The sequence below is a fragment of the Paraburkholderia sp. 31.1 genome (genome assembly GCF_014397645.1).
Taxonomy (GTDB): domain Bacteria; phylum Pseudomonadota; class Gammaproteobacteria; order Burkholderiales; family Burkholderiaceae; genus Paraburkholderia; species Paraburkholderia tuberum.
On sequence record NZ_VZQN01000001.1, the window covers coordinates 201,842 to 218,965 of the forward strand.

At 63.6% G+C, this 17,124-nt stretch carries 15 protein-coding genes; 4 read left to right on the plus strand and 11 right to left on the minus strand.

The genetic code is table 11. From position 1 onward, the window contains the following. Window positions 1-102: 102 nt before the first annotated feature. The 7 genes from F6X37_RS00960 to F6X37_RS00990 form a co-directional block, all read right to left on the minus strand. Window positions 103-729 (minus strand): histone H1-like DNA-binding protein, encoded by a 627-nt coding sequence (locus F6X37_RS00960; protein ID WP_187609999.1) that lies wholly within the window; start codon window positions 727-729, stop codon window positions 103-105. A 29-nt stretch (window positions 730-758) separates the two neighbouring features. Further along, entirely contained in the window at window positions 759-1,076 is a 318-nt protein-coding gene (locus F6X37_RS00965; protein WP_084754174.1) for a hypothetical protein, read from the minus strand. 87 nt (window positions 1,077-1,163) lie between these two features. After that, a complete protein-coding gene (locus F6X37_RS00970; RefSeq protein ID WP_187610000.1) occupies window positions 1,164-2,399 on the minus strand; it encodes a ribonucleotide-diphosphate reductase subunit beta in 1,236 nt (411 codons plus the stop codon). A gap of 586 nt (window positions 2,400-2,985) precedes the next feature. Then, window positions 2,986-6,009, minus strand: a complete 3,024-nt coding sequence (locus F6X37_RS00975) for a ribonucleoside-diphosphate reductase subunit alpha (RefSeq protein WP_187610001.1) — start codon at window positions 6,007-6,009, stop codon at window positions 2,986-2,988. A 533-nt stretch (window positions 6,010-6,542) separates the two neighbouring features. After that, window positions 6,543-7,139, minus strand: a complete 597-nt coding sequence (ampD, locus tag F6X37_RS00980; RefSeq protein WP_187610002.1) for a 1,6-anhydro-N-acetylmuramyl-L-alanine amidase AmpD — start codon at window positions 7,137-7,139, stop codon at window positions 6,543-6,545. Beyond that, window positions 7,136-7,447 carry a PP0621 family protein gene (locus F6X37_RS00985; RefSeq protein ID WP_187610003.1) on the minus strand — a complete coding sequence of 104 codons (312 nt, stop codon included), beginning with the start codon at window positions 7,445-7,447 and terminating at the stop codon, window positions 7,136-7,138. The genes ampD and F6X37_RS00985 overlap by 4 nt, the downstream gene beginning before the upstream one ends. Before the next feature lie 8 nt (window positions 7,448-7,455). After that, complete coding sequence (locus F6X37_RS00990; RefSeq protein ID WP_187610004.1) at window positions 7,456-8,379, minus strand: inner membrane protein YpjD; 924 nt, start codon at window positions 8,377-8,379, stop codon at window positions 7,456-7,458. 81 nt (window positions 8,380-8,460) lie between these two features. Between F6X37_RS00990 and ffh the strand changes: the two genes are divergently transcribed. Together ffh and F6X37_RS01000 are read left to right on the plus strand one after the other, a co-directional pair. Continuing rightward, window positions 8,461-9,828 carry a signal recognition particle protein gene (gene ffh / locus F6X37_RS00995; protein WP_187610005.1) on the plus strand — a complete coding sequence of 456 codons (1,368 nt, stop codon included), beginning with the start codon at window positions 8,461-8,463 and terminating at the stop codon, window positions 9,826-9,828. A gap of 157 nt (window positions 9,829-9,985) precedes the next feature. After that, the gene (locus tag F6X37_RS01000; protein WP_184058538.1) at window positions 9,986-10,537 is read left to right on the plus strand and encodes a hypoxanthine-guanine phosphoribosyltransferase; all 552 of its coding nucleotides are present in this window, start codon (window positions 9,986-9,988) and stop codon (window positions 10,535-10,537) included. Between the two features lie 98 nt (window positions 10,538-10,635). Here the strand turns inward: F6X37_RS01000 and F6X37_RS01005 are convergent, their stop codons facing one another. Both F6X37_RS01005 and F6X37_RS01010 read right to left on the minus strand, forming a co-directional pair. Then, on the minus strand, window positions 10,636-11,235 hold the full coding sequence (locus F6X37_RS01005; RefSeq protein WP_187610006.1) for a MarC family protein: 600 nt from the start codon (window positions 11,233-11,235) through the stop codon (window positions 10,636-10,638). 12 nt (window positions 11,236-11,247) lie between these two features. After that, window positions 11,248-12,984, minus strand: coding sequence for a proline--tRNA ligase (locus F6X37_RS01010; protein ID WP_187610007.1), 1,737 nt, complete (start codon window positions 12,982-12,984; stop codon window positions 11,248-11,250). Window positions 12,985-13,284: 300 nt separating this feature from the next. Here F6X37_RS01010 and F6X37_RS01015 point away from each other — a divergent pair, with 300 nt between their 5' ends. After that, window positions 13,285-14,034, plus strand: coding sequence for an RNA pyrophosphohydrolase (locus F6X37_RS01015; protein WP_090801927.1), 750 nt, complete (start codon window positions 13,285-13,287; stop codon window positions 14,032-14,034). A gap of 76 nt (window positions 14,035-14,110) precedes the next feature. After that, window positions 14,111-14,668 carry a CNP1-like family protein gene (locus F6X37_RS01020; RefSeq protein WP_184058542.1) on the plus strand — a complete coding sequence of 186 codons (558 nt, stop codon included), beginning with the start codon at window positions 14,111-14,113 and terminating at the stop codon, window positions 14,666-14,668. A gap of 133 nt (window positions 14,669-14,801) precedes the next feature. Here F6X37_RS01020 and proB read toward each other — a convergent pair whose 3' ends face one another. Both proB and cgtA read right to left on the minus strand, forming a co-directional pair. Then, a complete protein-coding gene (gene proB, locus F6X37_RS01025; RefSeq protein WP_184022882.1) occupies window positions 14,802-15,920 on the minus strand; it encodes a glutamate 5-kinase in 1,119 nt (372 codons plus the stop codon). Window positions 15,921-15,989: 69 nt separating this feature from the next. Beyond that, complete coding sequence (cgtA, locus tag F6X37_RS01030; RefSeq protein WP_184051016.1) at window positions 15,990-17,111, minus strand: Obg family GTPase CgtA; 1,122 nt, start codon at window positions 17,109-17,111, stop codon at window positions 15,990-15,992. Window positions 17,112-17,124: the final 13 nt, after the last annotated feature.

Sequence of the window (17,124 nt, forward strand, 5' to 3'; positions counted from 1 at the left end):
GGCACACCGGTAACGGGTCATTGACCGGGTGGCGCCCGCAAGAAATCGAGCACGACCCGGTCATCCGACACATCGTACGATGTGTCGACTTACTGCTACTGCTTACGGACGGCTGCCCGTCGGGAACGGCCATGCCGCTGCCGGGTTCAGCGCGGTCTTCACCGTCGCCGCCGGTGCGCTCGAGACAGCAGGCGCAGCGGGAGCAGGCGCGGCCTTCTTGGCGACAGCCTTCTTCGCAGGGGCAGCCTTCTTCGCAGGCGCAGCGGCCTTCTTCGCGGCAGCCTTCTTGGCAGGTGCAGCTTTCTTGGCTGCAGCCTTTTTGGCAGGCGCCGCCTTCTTGGCAGCGGCCTTCTTCGCCGCGGCCTTCTTCGCCGGTGCTGCCTTCTTCGCTGCGGCCTTCTTCGCCGGTGCTGCCTTCTTCGCTGCGACCTTCTTCGCTGCGACCTTCTTCACCGCGGCTTTCTTCGCCGGTGCTGCCTTCTTCGCCGCGACCTTCTTCGCTGCAACCTTCTTCGCCGCGACCTTCTTCACTGCGGCTTTCTTCGCCGGTGCTGCCTTCTTCGCCGCGACCTTCTTCGCTGCAACCTTCTTCGCGGCGACCTTCTTCACTGCGACCTTCTTCGCGGCGACCTTCTTGGCCGGAGCAGCCTTCTTAGCCGGAGCAGCCTTCTTTGCTGCGGTCTTCTTTGCTGCGGGCTTCTTGGCCGCGGCCTTCTTTGCAGTTGCCATCATTTTCTCCTTCAGGTTTTCAGATGAGGTCAGTTCAAACTACACCCTTCGTCAAAACCCGCTTCCCGCGGACGCTTCTCAGGGCGCGCGCTACGAAGCGGGCTATTCATCGGCGTACGCAGGTGCGGCGCGCTTACGCTAATGAATGCGGTAAGGCGCGCCGTGCCCGAAGGCACCGCGCGCCAAATCTGGTCGGCGTCGCAAGGCGACGCCGGCAATTGCTTGATCGGGCCGCCGGCAACGACGCCAGCGGCTTTTTCCGGGGGGAAGTTTGCCCATCCCACTGAAGGGTCCGCAAAGTGCCTGTCATGTTTGTGGGCCGTCAAGGCACCGGGCACGCTTTGCATCAGGCCGTTCTGCTCCTAACCCGGGGCGCCGCGGCCACAGGCGGCGGCATCCCCATCAATGAATACATCCGCGATACGAATCCCGGCTTACTCCCAGGAAAGCGCACCGCCAGTCTGATATTCGATCACTCGCGTCTCGAAGAAATTGCGTTCCTTCTTCAGGTCGATCATCTCGCTCATCCACGGGAACGGGTTTTCCTCGTTCGGGTACAGCGGATCGAGACCGATCTGCTGGCAACGGCGGTTGCAGATGAAGCGCAGATAGCTCTTGAACATCGACGCGTTGAGGCCGAGCACGCCGCGCGGCATCGTATCTTCGGCGTAGCGGTATTCGAGCTCGACCGCCTGCTGGAAGATCGCGCGAATTTCGGCGCGGAATTCGGCCGTCCACAGGTGCGGGTTTTCGAGTTTGATCTGGTTGATCAGGTCGATGCCGAAGTTGCAGTGCATCGACTCGTCACGCAGGATGTACTGGTACTGCTCCGCCGCGCCGGTCATCTTGTTCTGGCGGCCGAGCGCCAGGATTTGCGTAAAGCCGACGTAGAAGAACAGGCCTTCCATCACACAGGCGAACACGATCAGCGAGCGCAGCAGCGTCTGGTCTGCTTCGAGCGTACCGGTCTTGAAGGCCGGGTCGGTCAGCACGTGGATGTACGGAATCAGGAATTCGTCTTTCGCGCGGATCGACGGGACCTCGTGATACGCGTTGAAGATTTCGCCCTCGTCCAGACCGAGCGACTCGACGATGTACTGGTAAGCGTGCGTGTGGATCGCCTCTTCGAACGCCTGGCGCAGCAGGAACTGGCGGCATTCGGGCGCCGTGATGTGGCGGTAGGTGCCCAGCACGATGTTGTTGGCGGCGAGGGAATCTGCCGTCACGAAGAAGCCGAGGTTGCGCTTGACGACGCGGCGCTCGTCTTCGGTCAGCCCGTTCGGGTCTTTCCACAGGGCGATGTCGCGCGACATGTTCACTTCCTGCGGCATCCAGTGGTTGGCGCAACCCGCCAGATACTTTTCCCAGGCCCACTTGTACTTGAACGGCACCAACTGATTGACGTCAGTCTGGCCGTTGATGATGCGCTTGTCGGCGACATTGACGCGCGCTTCGGAAGCGGCCGCCGCGTTGGCAACCGCGTTGCCAATATGAGCGACGGGAGCGACAGCGACGTCGTTCGCGAAGACTTCTTGAGCGGAGGGAGCATGCGGAGCGGAACGCGTTCCGATTTGCGAATCAACAGCCGACCCCGCAGCGTTGCGCAACACGTTCGGTTGCGTCGCGCTCGAGGGAGTTACGGCAGTGACCTCGTCATCCCAGTTGAGCATAAATGTCACCATCAATTTAGAACGGTTTGTACCATCTTTTCACGAGCGATAAAAGAGTTCACTCGCGAAAATTCCTGTTTTCGATTCGCGTTGCTACGTTCATACAACACTTTGTTCGACATGCTGCGTGTGACCCATCCAGTGACGCATCGAGTGACGCGTGATGAACGCGTGTTGAACATGTGTTGCCGAGGTCCTTCGCGAACTCGAAGAGCAACGTTTCGACACGACGTTTCGTTGCTCTATCTATATGTATTGCGCAGTGCGTTCGCGACATCCGCCCACTGATCGATGGACTGATCGATGCCGCACGAGCCGCGCATCGCGAGAGTCGGCGGTGAGCCGTGTCGAGCGTGTTGCGTCAGCGTTGGCGGTCGAGGTGCGATGCCATGTCGAGCGATCGTCTGGTGTTGCCAACGGCTGGATTGCTTCACTGCATCGACGAGCGGTGAGACTTCGATACTGCTCACCGCTCGTCGACCTGCTTTCTACTTCATCGACGGGGCGTGTCGCTCACCGCCTGCGGATCACCACCTACGACCCTCGCGTGCAGTCAGCAAGCATCGCTCCCGCTGCTTGCCAATCTTTACTGGCAAGCCTCGCACTCGTCGAAGCCAGGATCGCCCGGACGCATCATGCAGACCGGACCATCCGCTTCGGGTGCCGCGTCGAGCGCGACCGCGGCAGTCGCTGCGACCGCTGCAGCAGCCTGGAAGCCGCCGCCCACACCACCCGCCGCGCCGCCGCCCACGCCGAAGCCGCCTGCCGCGCCGCCCGCGCCACCCGAGCCGTCATGACCCGAGCTCACCGCGTTCAGCGCGCCGTGCGCAACCGTCGACTTCTCGACGTGCGTCGCCGCCATCGTGCGCAGGTAGTAGGTGGTCTTCAGTCCGCGCAGCCATGCGAGCTTGTAGATCTCGTCGAGCTTCTTGCCCGATGCGCCCGCCATGTAGATGTTCAGCGACTGCGCCTGGTCGATCCACTTCTGACGACGCGAAGCCGACTCGACGAGCCACACCGGATCGACTTCGAACGCGGTCGCGTAGATCGCGCGCAGGTCGGCCGGGATGCGGTCGATGCGCGACAGCGTGCCGTCGAAGTACTTCAGGTCGGCGACCATCACTTCGTCCCACAGGCCGCGCGCCTTCAGGTCGCGCACCAGGTAGTCGTTGACCACCGTGAACTCGCCCGACAGGTTCGACTTCACGTACAGGTTCTGATAGGTCGGCTCGATGCACGCCGACACGCCGATGATGTTCGAGATCGTCGCGGTCGGCGCGATCGCCACGCAGTTCGAGTTGCGCATGCCGTAGGTCGAGATACGCGAGCGCAGCGCGGGCCAGTCCATCGACTCGCTCGAATCGACCTCGACATAACCGCCGCGCGCCTCGGCGAGCAGCGCCACCGAATCCTGCGGGAGGATGCCGCGATCCCACAGCGAACCGCGGTAGCTCGAGTAGCGGCCGCGCTGTTCGGCAAGCTCGGTCGACGCGTAGTACGCGTAGTAGCAAACCGCTTCCATCGAGCGATCGGCGAACTCGACCGCTTCCTGCGACGCGTACGGCGTGCGCAGCACGTGCAGGCAGTCCTGGAAGCCCATGATGCCGAGGCCGACCGGACGGTGCTTGAGGTTCGAGTTGCGCGCCTTGGCGACCGCGTAGTAGTTGATGTCGATCACGTTGTCGAGCATGCGCATCGCGACGCTGACCGTGCGCTTCAGCTTGTCGTGGTCGAGCGCGAGCGTGCCGTCGGCCTGCTCCTTCAGGTGCGCGACGAGGTTCACCGAGCCGAGGTTACAGACGGCGATTTCGGCGTCGCTCGTGTTCAGCGTGATTTCCGTGCATAGGTTCGACGAATGGACGACGCCGACGTGCTGCTGCGGCGAGCGCACGTTGCACGGATCCTTGAACGTGATCCACGGATGGCCGGTTTCGAACAGCATGCCCAGCATCTTGCGCCACAGTTGCGCCGCCGGGATCTTCTTGAACAGCTTGATCTCGCCGCGGGCGACCTTGTCTTCGTAAGCCGTGTAAGCCGTTTCGAACTCGGCGCCGAACTTGTCGTGCAGGTCCGGGCAGGTGGACGGCGAGAACAGCGTCCAGTCGCCGCCTTCCATCACGCGCTTCATGAACAGGTCGGGAATCCAGTTCGCGGTGTTCATGTCGTGCGTGCGACGACGGTCGTCGCCGGTGTTCTTGCGCAGCTCGAGGAATTCCTCGATGTCGAGGTGCCACGATTCGAGGTACGCGCACACCGCGCCCTTGCGCTTGCCGCCCTGGTTCACGGCGACCGCCGTGTCGTTGACGACCTTCAGGAACGGCACCACGCCCTGCGACTTGCCGTTGGTGCCCTTGATGTGCGAGCCGAGCGCGCGCACACGCGTCCAGTCGTTGCCGAGGCCGCCGGCGAACTTCGACAGCAGCGCGTTTTCCTTCAGCGCTTCGTAGATGCCGTCGAGGTCGTCGTCGACCGTGGTCAGGTAGCAAGACGACAGCTGCGAGCGGCGCGTGCCGGAGTTGAACAGCGTCGGCGTCGAACTCATGAAGTCGAAGCTCGACAGCACGTTGTAGAACTCGATCGCGCGCGCTTCGCGGTCGATCTCGTTCAGCGACAGACCCATCGCGACACGCATAAAGAATGCCTGGGGCATTTCGATACGCACGTTGTCGTGATGCAGGAAGTAGCGGTCGTACAGCGTCTGCAGACCGAGGTAGCCGAACTGCAGGTCGCGGTTCGCGTCGAGCGCGGCCCCGAGGCGCTTCAGGTCGAACTGCAGCAGCTTGTCGTCGAGCAGCTCGGCTTGCACGCCGCGCTTGATGAACTGCGGGAAGTACTCGCCGTAGCGCTCGCCCATCTCGGCTTGCGTGACTTCCTCTTCGAGAATCTCGCGGCGGATCGTATGCAGCAGGATGCGCGCGGTGACCTGGCTGTAGGCCGGGTCCTTTTCGATCATCGTACGGGCAGCGAGGATCGCCGAGTCGTACACCTGGCTCATCGGCACGCCGTCGTACAGGTTCTTCACCGTTTCCGCGACGATCGGCTCGGCGCTTACGGCCTCGCCGAGGTTCGCGCACGCGGACTCGATGATGCCGCGCAGCGCAGCCATGTCCAGCGCACGCGTGATGCCGTTGTCGGTCACGTTCAGGCCCGGGGTGCTGGCGCTTTCCGCTGTCTGACCTTCAAGAGCGTCATGCGCGCGCGCCTGGTTGCGCTTCTCGCGATACAGCACGTAAGCACGCGCGACGTTGTGTTCGCCGCCGCGCATCAGCGCGAGTTCGACCTGATCCTGAATGTCTTCGATATGGAACGTGCCGCCATTCGGACGGCTGCGCACCAGCGCGCGCACCACGTTCTGCGTGAGTTGCTCGACCAGTTCGCGCACCCGTGCCGACGCCGCGCCCTGACCGCCGTTGACGGCGAGGAACGCCTTCGTCACGGCGATCGCGATTTTCGACGGCTCGAACGACACCACGCTGCCGTTGCGGCGGATCACCTTGTAGTCGGCGTAATTCGCTTGCGGCGCGAGCGCCTGCGCGCCTTGGGTCTGGCCGAAGGCCTGGCCAGTCGGTGAGCCCTCGTAACGGGTCGTGACGTTGTCGGTGGTTTGCATGTGCAAAGCTCCTGGTCTTGGAAATATTGCGGCGAGTGCCGCGGATTAAATCGAACGCCGCGCCGCCGCGTGAGCGTGCGATGAGGTGCAGGAAGGCCGGCTACGCCGGTTGGCGGGATGCAACTGTGAGGAAGCCTGGTTCGATTTGATGACGGTCTTCATCGGGTCGGTCGCGATCACTGGCTGGTCCTTTCCTGAATGCTTCTGGATGCGGCCGGAGATCCCCTACCGGCTGCGCCCCAGGAATTTTTTTCGCTGTCTGGAATGCTTGCGGTGCCAGGCTCGGGGAGCGGGACGCCGCAGACTTATCCACTCTTATTCACTCGGTTATGCACATGGTTATTCACAGCACAACACAAGATATAGTGTGAAACTCAGTTGTCGGCACCAAGTATAGTGGAGTTTCGAGACAGGTCAAAAGGTTTTATTTGCGCTCGCAGTCTTGACTTTTGCTTCACGCGGCGCGCAGAAGCTCCCCGGAGAAGCAGGCTGCGCCTCGTTCTCCCTGGATCACGCAAGATCGTGCGAAGGGATTACCGCGTTTCGGAAAACTTGAGATAGGGGAAATACCGACCGTCGAGCAACGTGTCGCGCTGCAGTCGCGGCCACTCGAAATACGGACCGGGATCGGTCTTGCGACCGGGTGCGATGTCGGAGTGGCCGGCAAGCGCGTCGATCGGATAGCGTGCCGTCAGTGCTCTGACGAGCCCGGCGAGCGTGCGGTATTGCGCCGCTTCGAAGGCGGTGGTGTCGCTGCCTTCGAGCTCGATGCCGATCGAGAAATCATTGCAGCGCTCGCGGCCGAAAAAATTCGACGGCCCCGCGTGCCACGCGCGCTCGTTGCACGACACGAACTGCTCGAGTGCGCCATCGCGATGAATCACGAAATGCGCGGACACGCGCACGCCGCGCAGATGCGTGTCGTAGTACGGGTGAGTGTTGCAGTCGAGCGCGTTCTCGAACAGCTCGGCAATCGCGGTGCCGCCGAACTGGTTCGGCGGCAGGCTGATGTTGTGAACGACGATCAGCGTCGGCAGCGCGCCTTGCGGCCGCGCTTCGAAGTTTGGCGAGGCAAGCTTGCGTGCGGCAGGAACCCAACCGTCGGCATCGACGGTGTACGCGCCGCTCATCGGGCGTCGCGGCCGCTCGGACGCGCGCCGTGGCGCTGCGCGTGCGCGGCGCAGCAGAACGCCTGCCCCGCGACGCTGACCGAGTCGCTCTTCGGTGCGTGCACGCCGCACTCGACGCAGCGGATCATCGGCTCGGCAAGCTGCGGCTGTTGCCCATTCGAAGAACGCGCGCCGCCATTCGCGCTGCCGGCAGCGTTGGCGCCGCCGGCACCGGTGCGTTGCGCGGATTGCGCGTCGTGGCGGCGCAGCGCCTTCACGAGCCATTGACCGACGAGGAACAGCAGAATCAGCAAAAAGATTTGTCGCATGGGGACACTCACACCACGGGCCGGTGCAACAGCACCTCGAAAACAAAACGGCTGCCGACGTACGCGAGCAACAGCGCGACGAACGAGGCCAGCACCCAGCGCAATGCCGCACGGCCGCGCCAGCCGGACACCTTGCGCGCGGTCAGCAGCGCGCCGAACATCACCCACGAAAGAATCGCGAACACGGTCTTGTGATCGAGCCGCAACGCGCGGTCGATCAGCTGCTCGCTGAACAGGATGCCCGACAGCAGCGTCAGCGTGAGCAGCACGAAGCCGGCGCCGATCAGACGGAACAGCAGCTTCTCGAGCGTGAGCAGCGGCGGCAGCGCGTCGAGCCAACTCGACCACCAGCCATTGTCCGCCGCCGCGTGCCTTTGCGCGAGACCACCGCGCATCGAATGCAGACGCCGCTCGACCGCCAGCATCAGCACCGCGTGCAGCGCCGCGATCGCGAACAGACCGTACGCGATATTCGCAATCAGGAAGTGCAGCTTGAACATCGGCGCGGCCGCATACGGCAGCACGCGCACGCCGCCGAACGCGAGCGGCAGCAGCGACGCGACGCACGCGAGTGGCAATACCAGCAGGCGCAGTCCGTCGAGCGGAAAAAAGAAACTCTCGATCCAGTAGATGCCGGCGCCGAGCCAGAACATCGCCGACAGCGCGAACGCGAAGCCGAACACCATCGCGTTCTGCGGGAAGATCGTGGTATGCAGCAGCACGCCGTGAGCGAGCAGCGCGACGAACAGCAGCGCGCGCCCGGGCGCGCTCATGCCGGAGGCCACCAGAGCGCCCGCGTTGGCGGCATGACCGGGCAGCGGCGGCACGCTCTCGAGCAGCGGCCGCACGGCCGCGTGCCGGTGCGAGCGCCAGCCGGCCACGGCAAGACCGCCATAGAGAAGCGCGGTGAGGGCATACAGTACAATATCCATATTCGAAGTTTACACTAGGGCCCTACTCCGCGACGTCTTGCGCTTCGCGCGCTGCGCGGGCCCCACCGTTCATCGCTCCCCATGCTCGACAATCTGACTCAACGGATGGCGCGCGTCGTCAAGACGCTGCGCGGCGAAGCCCGGCTCACCGAGGCGAACACCCAGGAAATGCTGCGCGAGGTGCGTCTCGCACTGCTCGAGGCCGACGTGGCGCTGCCCGTCGTGCGCGAGTTCATCGCGAAGGTCAAGGAGAAGGCGCTCGGCGAGGAAGTGATCTCCAGCCTGTCGCCGGGTCAGGCGCTCGTCGGTGTCGTGCAGCGCGAACTGACCGCGGTGATCGGCGGCGATTACGAAGGCAAGGCCTCCGAGCTCAATCTCGCCGTCGCGCCGCCCGCGATCATCCTGATGGCGGGTCTGCAGGGCGCCGGCAAAACGACTACGGTCGGCAAGCTCGCCAAGCTGCTGCGCGAGAAGTACAAGAAGAAGGTGCTGACCGTTTCGTGCGACGTCTATCGTCCCGCCGCCATCGCGCAGCTGAAAACGGTGACCGAGCAGGTCGGCGCGGACTTCTTCCCGTCGGAGCTGAACCAGAAGCCGGTCGACATTGCCCGCGCCGCGCTCGACTGGGCCAAGCGCCACTATCACGACGTGCTGCTCGTCGACACGGCCGGCCGTCTCGGTATCGACGAGGTGATGATGAACGAAATCACCGCGCTGCACGCCGAGCTGAAGCCGGCGGAAACGCTGTTCGTCGTCGACGCGATGCTCGGCCAGGACGCGGTCAACACCGCGAAGGCGTTCAGCGACGCGCTGCCGCTCACCGGCGTCGTGCTCACCAAGCTCGACGGTGATTCGCGCGGTGGCGCGGCGCTCTCGGTGCGTCACGTGACGGGCAAGCCGGTCAAGTTCGTGGGTGTCGCCGAAAAACTCGACGGCCTCGAAGTGTTCCACCCGGACCGCATGTCGAGCCGGATTCTCGGCATGGGCGACATTCTCGCGCTGGTGGAGGAAGCGCAGCGCGGCGTCGACGTGCAGGCCGCGCAGAAGCTCGCCGACAAGGTCAAGAAAGGCGGCGACTTCGACCTCAACGATTTCCGCGCTCAGCTCACGCAAATGAAGGGCATGGGCGGCCTGTCGTCGCTGATGGACAAACTGCCCGCGCAGTTTCAGCAAGCCGCGGCCGGCGCCGACATGAGTCAGGCCGAGAAGCAGATGCGCCGCATGGAAGGCATCATCAACTCGATGACGCCGGCCGAGCGCGCCAAGCCCGAACTGATCAAGGCGACCCGCAAGCGCCGCATCGCCGCGGGCGCGGGCGTGCAGGTGCAGGAAGTCAACCGCATGCTGAACCAGTACGAACAGATGCGCACGATGATGAAGAAGCTCAAGGGCGGCAACCTGCAGAAGATGATGCGCGGCATGAAGGGCATGATGCCCGGCATGCGCTAAGCTTGATGGGACCGGCGCGCGCTCGCGCCGAGTGCGGCGCGGCTGACTTCGGCATTGTGCGGGTTTATTCTGTAGCGCATTGCGCCGTCCCTCGCGGGAACGTCTCTCGGGACGTTGCCACTCACACTATGTATACAGTTACCGTCCGTCAGACGTCATGAACCGCGAAGAAGCCTTCCATATTTTTCAACACTCCGAAGAGATAGTTTCGGCCTCGGACGTCACTGCGTCGATCGCCCGCATGGCGGCTGCCATCCGCGACGAGATGAGCGAGGACTTCCCGCTCGTGCTGTCGGTGATGGGCGGCGCCGCGGTATTCACCGGCATGCTGCTGCCGCACCTCGATTTCCCGCTCGAGTTCGACTACATCCACCTGACGCGCTACCGCAATACGACGAAGGGCAGCAACGAGATGCAATGGCGCGTCGCGCCGGCCGAGTCGGTCAAGGATCGCGTGGTGCTCGTGCTCGACGACATCCTCGACGAAGGCGAGACGATGGCCGCAATCCGCGACCGCATCCTTGCGATGGGCGCGAAGCGCTTCCTGTCCGCGGTGCTGTGCGAGAAGATCATTCCGAAGGCGAAACCGCTGCGCCCCGATTACTGCGGCTTCGAAGTGCCGGACCGGTACGTGTTCGGCTGCGGGATGGATGCGAAGGGCTACTGGCGCAACCTGCCGACCATTCGGGCGTTGACCGAGGGAGCGTGAGCGGGGCATCCGCCCCGCCCCACCGGCGAAAAAAAAGCAGCCTGCCTGGCTGCTTTTTTATGGCTGCGACGGTGGCAATGCGCGCACCGGCTCGCGTTTCACAGCTTGTGCACGAAAGAGCGGATTCCACCGAGCATCATCTCGACTGAAATCGCGACGAGCACGAGCCCCATCAGCCGCTCGAACGCCGCCATCACACGTTCACCGAGCCACGCCTGAATGCGCTCGGCGAGCATCAGCACGATCGCACAGATGATCATCGTGACGGTCAGCGCGCCGACCCACTGGAACGTTTTGCCCGGCGCCTGCGAGGTCAGCAGCATGACCGTCGCCAACGCCGACGGACCCGCTAGCGCAGGAATCGCGAGCGGCACGATCAGCGGCTCGCCGCCGCGCGCGTCGCCGCCGAACGGACCGTCCGGATGCGGAAACACCATGCGCAGCGCAATCAGAAACAGCACGATGCCGCCGCCGATCCGCAACGACTGGTCGCTGAGGCTCATCATGCGCAGAAAGCTCTGCCCGAGCATCATGAACACCAGCAGGATCGCAAACGCGATCGCGACCTCGCGCAGGATCACGACCGTGCGACGCTCCGGCGACACACCTCGCAGGCAACTGACGAAGATCGGGATGTTGCCGAGCGGATCGGTGATCAGGATCAGCAGCACCGTCGCGGACAGGAAGGTGTACTCCACCGCCCGCTCCGCTTAGTTCGCCAGCGCCGCGCGCACTTTGCCGATCACGGTCTGCGCGGCATCCGCGACCGGCAGCAGCGTCGCTTCGGCCTCGCGACGGCCCTGATACTCGATCTTGCCGTCCTTCAGACCACGGTCGCCGATCACCAGTCGATGCGGCACGCCGATCAGTTCCCAGTCGGCGAACATCACGCCCGGCCGCTCGCCGCGATCGTCGAGGATCACGTCGATACCGGCCGCGACGAGTTCCGCGTACAGCTTGTCGGCCTGCTCACGCACCGCGTCGCTGCGGTCATAGCCCATCGGGCACAGCACGACTTCGAACGGCGCAATCGACTCCGGCCAGATGATGCCCTTGTCGTCGAAATTCTGTTCGATCGCGGCGCCGAGAATCCGCGTGACGCCGATGCCGTAGCAGCCCATTTCCATCGGCCGAGGCTTTCCGGTTTCGTCGAGACAGGCCGCGTTCATCGCTTCGGAATACTTGGTGCCGAGCTGGAACACGTGGCCCACTTCGATGCCGCGGCAGATGTCGAGCACGCCCCTGCCGTCCGGCGACGGATCGCCCTTCTTCACATTGCGGATGTCGGCGACGACCGGCTCCGGCAGGTCGCGGCCCCAGTTCACGCCGGTGGTGTGATAGTCGACGTCGTTCGAGCCGACCACGAAGTCGCTCATGTTCGCGACCGTGCGGTCCGCGATCACCTTGACCGGCTTCTTCGTGTTGATCGGACCGAGATAGCCCGGCGGTGTGCCGAACGTCTCGACGATCTCGGCTTCGGTCGCCATGCGGACATTACCGAGGCCCGGGAGCTTGGCCGCCTTGATCTCGTTCAGATCATGATCGCCGCGCAGCATCAGCAGCCAGATCGTCGGCTCGGCGCCTTCGTTCTCGGTGGCGAGCACGACCGACTTGATCGTGCGTTCGAGCGGAATGTTCAGCAGTTCGGCAACCGCCTCGCACTTCGCCTTGCCGGGCGTCGCGGTCTTCTTCATCTCTTCTGCCGGCGCCGCGCGCTCTGCGATCAGCGGTAGCGCTTCGGCCGCCTCGACGTTCGCGGCGAAATCGGAGGTCGGGCAATACGCGATGTCGTCTTCGCCAGTGTCGGCAATCACATGGAACTCATGCGAGCCGCTGCCGCCGATCGAGCCGTTGTCGGCCGCCACCGCGCGGAAGTCCAGACCGAGGCGCGTGAAGATGCGCACGTACGCGTCGTACATCTTGCGATACGACTCGCGCAGACCCTGCGCGTCCTTGTCGAACGAGTACGCGTCTTTCATGATGAACTCGCGGCCGCGCATCACGCCGAAACGCGGACGGATCTCGTCGCGGAACTTCGTCTGGATCTGATAGAAGTTGACCGGCAGTTGGCGATAGCTCTTGATCTGGTTGCGCGCGATGTCGGTGACGACTTCCTCGTGCGTCGGGCCCATCACGAAATCGGCCTGCTTGCGGTCTTTGAAGCGCAGCAGCTCGGGACCGTACTTCTCCCAGCGCCCCGATTCCTGCCACAGTTCGGCCGGCTGCACGGCCGGCATCAACAGCTCGATGGCGCCCGCCCGGTTCATTTCCTCACGCACGATCGCTTCCACCTTGCGGATCGAACGCAGGCCGACCGGCAGGTAGTTATAGATACCGCCGGCGACGCGACGGATCATGCCCGCGCGCACCATGAGCTTGTGGCTGATGATTTCGGCGTCGGCGGGCGCTTCTTTGAGAGTGCCGATAAAGAAACGGGAAGCTTTCATTCAAGGTGTCCAAAAGCGGCGGCTTCCGGTTGGACCGCCAGAAAAGGGGAAAATGAGGGAAATCGACACACATCCGCGGCGAAGCCGGCAGGGTTCGCCCGACTGGCGGCGCCCTGCCCCCGTGCGGCGCCGAAACCGCCGCGCAAAGCCTCTCTCACAGGGGATAGGCACGGAAAACCGACAGGCTACCGCAAACCCGGGCCTGTTGCGGCGAATCGCTCCATTCTGATGCGATTCGGTGCGTAGGGTCCGTTATCTGTTTATAATCAAAGCAATTTTAAAGGATTCGAAGGTGGTTGTATGCTGGATCGTGAAGGCTTTCGCCCGAACGTCGGCATCATCCTCTTGAACGCGCACAACGAGGTGTTTTGGGGCAAACGACTCCGTGAACATTCCTGGCAGTTTCCGCAAGGGGGCATCAAATATGGTGAGACCCCCGTGCAAGCGATGTATCGGGAGTTACACGAAGAGACCGGGCTGCTTCCTGAGCACGTCAAGGTGATCGGTCGCACGCGCGACTGGTTGCGTTATGAGGTGCCTGACAAGTTCATCAAGCGCGAAGTACGCGGTCATTACCGCGGCCAGAAACAAATCTGGTTTTTGCTCCGGATGGTAGGACGCGACTGCGACATCTGTTTGCGCGCCACCGACCACCCTGAGTTCGATGCGTGGCGTTGGAACGAGTATTGGGTGCCGCTCGACTGTGTGATCGAGTTCAAGCGGGATGTGTATCAGTTGGCGCTAACGGAGCTGTCCCGTTTCATGCGCCGGCCTGCGCCGCGTGCGGAAAAACCTGGCGGGCATCATGGGTCGCGTTATCCCCGGATAGCGTCGTCGATGCAAAGCCCGCCGGATTCCACGGTAAGCACGGTGGTCACCACCGTCACGACCGTAACTTCGGTCAGCGTCGAAACTTCGACGCACGTGCTGGTCGCGCCGGATTGCGGTCCCGGCTCACCGGATGCCAACATGAGATCGGAGGATGAGCGCGAAACGGCCGAAGCCGACGAGGCCGTCGCCCCGTTAGTCCGACGAGGCGTGCGCGATTAACCATTCCAGGCGGCGGCTCGCGCCGCCTCTCTCTGGCGCGGCTTTCGAGCCTCGTCTGTCTCTCGAGGGAATCAGATTGAAAGCACTTGCATTCGCCGTGGCGTGCGTCGCCACCGGCGCCCTGCTGGCAGGCTGTTCGAGCGCCGGCAAACCGACCAACAAAGACGACAGCGAGTTCACCTATCTGCTGGATCGCAAGAGCAACTGGGTTGAAAACAAGGTCGACACGTTGCCGCCGCTGCCCTCCGACGCGAACCTGCTGCCGTTCGAAGTCTCCGGCAATACGCCGCTGCAATTTGCGATCGACCCGAAGTCCGTCAGCGTCGGCGACGACGGCGTGGTGCGTTACACGGTGGTCGTCACGAGCCCGGGCGGTGCGCGCAACGTCAATTACGAGGGCATCCGTTGCGACACGTATGAATGGCGTCAGTATGCGGGCCTGAACGCCGATCACGACGGGTGGGATACGACGGTCGCAAACCCGTTTTCGCGGATAGAAAACGGCGCGCTGAATGCGTACCAGGCCGCGTTGTATCAGGACTATATGTGCGCCAACAAGATTCCGACCGGCAGCGCGCAGCACATCGTCGAGAACATTCGTTACAAGCGCACGCAGACGTCGCAGATTCATTGAGGCCGGTTGCGCGGCGCGCGCCCGGCTCAGGCGCCGTTGCTTATACGTCACGATTAAAAAGCCGTTCCAGCCTGCGCTGGAACGGCTTTATTGTTGGCTCTTCATACGCGCGATATGCGCGCCGCCTCGCAGATCAAAGCACCACGAGATTGTCGCGATGAATCAGTTCGGGCTCGAGCATATAGCCGAGCACTGACTCAATTTCGCCGCTCGGACGCCGCTGGATCAGTTTGGTTTCCGCGCTGCTGTAGTTCGTCAAACCACGTGCGACCTCGCGGCCTGACGCGCTCAGACACGCGATCACCTCGCCGCGCGCGAACGCACCCTGCACACCGACGATGCCGATCGGCAGCAAGCTCTTGCCGCCGGCGGTCAGTTTTTCGACCGCGCCGTCATCGATCACGACGTGGCCGCGCACCTGCAGGTGATCGGCCATCCATTGCTTGCGCGCCGCCATGCGCGCGGTGCGCGCGATCAGTTGGGTGCCGATCGCCTCGCCGGCCGCCAGTCTCACCAGCACGTCCGACTCGCGCCCACTCGCGATCACCGTATTGGCGCCGCTATGGGCCGCACGCTTCGCAGCGAGAATCTTGGTCAGCATGCCGCCGCGGCCGAGGCTCGAGCCCGCACCGCCCGCCATCGCCTCGAGCTCGGGCGCGCCGGCGTCGGCTTGCTGGACGAGTGTCGCGGTCGGGTCCTTGCGCGGATCTGCGGTGAAGAGGCCTTGCTGGTCCGTCAGAATGATCAGCGCGTCGCCCTCGATCAGATTGGCAACCAGCGCGCCGAGCGTGTCGTTGTCGCCGAACTTGATTTCGTCGGTGACGACCGTGTCGTTCTCGTTGATGATCGGTACAACTCCGAGCCCCAGCAGCGTGAGCAGCGTGGAGCGAGCGTTCAGATAGCGCTCGCGGTCAGCAAGGTCAGCGTGAGTAAGCAGGATCTGCGCAGTCTGGATGGAATGTTCGGCGAAGCGGCTTTCGTACACTTGCGCGAGACCCATCTGACCGACCGCCGCGGCCGCCTGCAACTCATCGATTTCACGCGGCCGCTTCGTCCAGCCGAGCCGCTGCATGCCCTCGGCGATCGCGCCCGAGCTGACCAGCACCACTTCCTTGCCTTGCGCGCGCAGTGCGGCAATTTGCGCGGCCCAGCGGCCGATCGCCGCATGATCGAGGCCGCGCCCGTCGTTCGTGACGAGACTCGAACCGACTTTGACGACCAATCGCCGTGAATCTGCGATGACGGAACGCATTGTGCGCTGTCTCCCAAGATGACGCGTGATGCATACCGGCACCCGCCGCTGGCGCCGGCGCTCGAGTTGTTATTCCTGCGGATCGGTGCCGGCTTCGCGGGTCGCGGCCGGTACTTGCGTCCCGTCGCGGAAACGCACGTCGGAGGCCAGGTCTTCGGCTTCGGCCGCGCGTTGCGCGTCGGAGTGCTCGGCGAGATAGTCGAACACGGCGTAGCAAAGATTTTCACAGCCCTGGCCAGTCAGCGCCGAGATCTCGAACACCGGACCGTCCCAGCCGAAGCCTTCGAGGAACGCCGCCACGCGCGCTTCGCGATCGTCCTCAGGCACCATGTCCAGCTTGTTCAGCACAAGCCAGCGCGGCTTCTGATAAAGCTCTTCGTCGTACTTGCGCAGTTCGTTGACGATCGCCTTCGCTTCGGCGACCGGATCGATCGATTCATCGAACGGTGCGATGTCGACGATGTGCAGCAGCAGCCCGGTGCGCTGCAGGTGACGCAGGAATTGATGGCCTAGGCCGGCGCCTTCCGCCGCGCCTTCGATCAGCCCCGGAATGTCGGCAATCACGAAGCTGCGGCTCGGCCCGACGCGCACGACGCCGAGGTTCGGCGCGAGCGTGGTGAACGGATAATCGGCGATTTTCGGCTTCGCGTTCGACACCGACGAGATAAACGTCGACTTGCCCGCATTCGGCATGCCGAGCAGACCGACGTCGGCCAGCACTTTCAGTTCGAGGCGGACCATGCGGCGCTCGCCCGGCTTGCCGTCGGTCTTCTGACGCGGCGCGCGGTTCGTGCTGGACTTGAAATGGAGGTTGCCGAGGCCGCCGGCTCCCCCTTGCGCGATTTGCACGCTTTGGTTGTGCTCGGTCAGATCGGCGATCAGCTCGCCGGTTTCCATGTCCGTGATGGTGGTGCCGACCGGCATGCGCAGCGTGATGTCATCACCACCCTTGCCGTAGCAATCCGAGCCGCGGCCGTTTTCGCCGTTGCGCGCCAGATGTTTTTTCGCGTAGCGGTAATCAATCAGCGTGTTGATGTTGCGGTCAGCCACCGCGATCACGCTGCCGCCCCGGCCGCCGTCACCGCCATCGGGGCCGCCGAACGGGACGAACTTCTCGCGGCGCATCGACGCGCTGCCATCCCCTCCGTCGCCGGCGATGACTTCAATCCTCGCTTCGTCAATGAACTTCATGTGTTACTCCGTC

Excerpts from the sequence above, each read along its gene's own strand:
- F6X37_RS00960 (WP_187609999.1), bottom strand. The coding sequence starts at position 729 with ATGGCAACTGCAAAGAAGGCCGCGGCCAAGAAGCCCGCAGCAAAGAAG.
- cgtA (WP_184051016.1), bottom strand. The coding sequence starts at position 17,111 with ATGAAGTTCATTGACGAAGCGAGGATTGAAGTCATCGCCGGCGACGGA.
- F6X37_RS00990 (WP_187610004.1), bottom strand. The coding sequence starts at position 8,379 with ATGGATATTGTACTGTATGCCCTCACCGCGCTTCTCTATGGCGGTCTT.
- ffh (WP_187610005.1), top strand. The coding sequence starts at position 8,461 with ATGCTCGACAATCTGACTCAACGGATGGCGCGCGTCGTCAAGACGCTG.
- proB (WP_184022882.1), bottom strand. The coding sequence starts at position 15,920 with ATGCGTTCCGTCATCGCAGATTCACGGCGATTGGTCGTCAAAGTCGGT.
- ampD (WP_187610002.1), bottom strand. The coding sequence starts at position 7,139 with ATGAGCGGCGCGTACACCGTCGATGCCGACGGTTGGGTTCCTGCCGCA.
- F6X37_RS00970 (WP_187610000.1), bottom strand. The coding sequence starts at position 2,399 with ATGCTCAACTGGGATGACGAGGTCACTGCCGTAACTCCCTCGAGCGCG.
- F6X37_RS00965 (WP_084754174.1), bottom strand. The coding sequence starts at position 1,076 with ATGCAAAGCGTGCCCGGTGCCTTGACGGCCCACAAACATGACAGGCAC.
- F6X37_RS01000 (WP_184058538.1), top strand. The coding sequence starts at position 9,986 with ATGAACCGCGAAGAAGCCTTCCATATTTTTCAACACTCCGAAGAGATA.
- F6X37_RS01010 (WP_187610007.1), bottom strand. The coding sequence starts at position 12,984 with ATGAAAGCTTCCCGTTTCTTTATCGGCACTCTCAAAGAAGCGCCCGCC.
- F6X37_RS00985 (WP_187610003.1), bottom strand. The coding sequence starts at position 7,447 with ATGCGACAAATCTTTTTGCTGATTCTGCTGTTCCTCGTCGGTCAATGG.
- F6X37_RS00975 (WP_187610001.1), bottom strand. The coding sequence starts at position 6,009 with ATGCAAACCACCGACAACGTCACGACCCGTTACGAGGGCTCACCGACT.
- F6X37_RS01015 (WP_090801927.1), top strand. The coding sequence starts at position 13,285 with ATGCTGGATCGTGAAGGCTTTCGCCCGAACGTCGGCATCATCCTCTTG.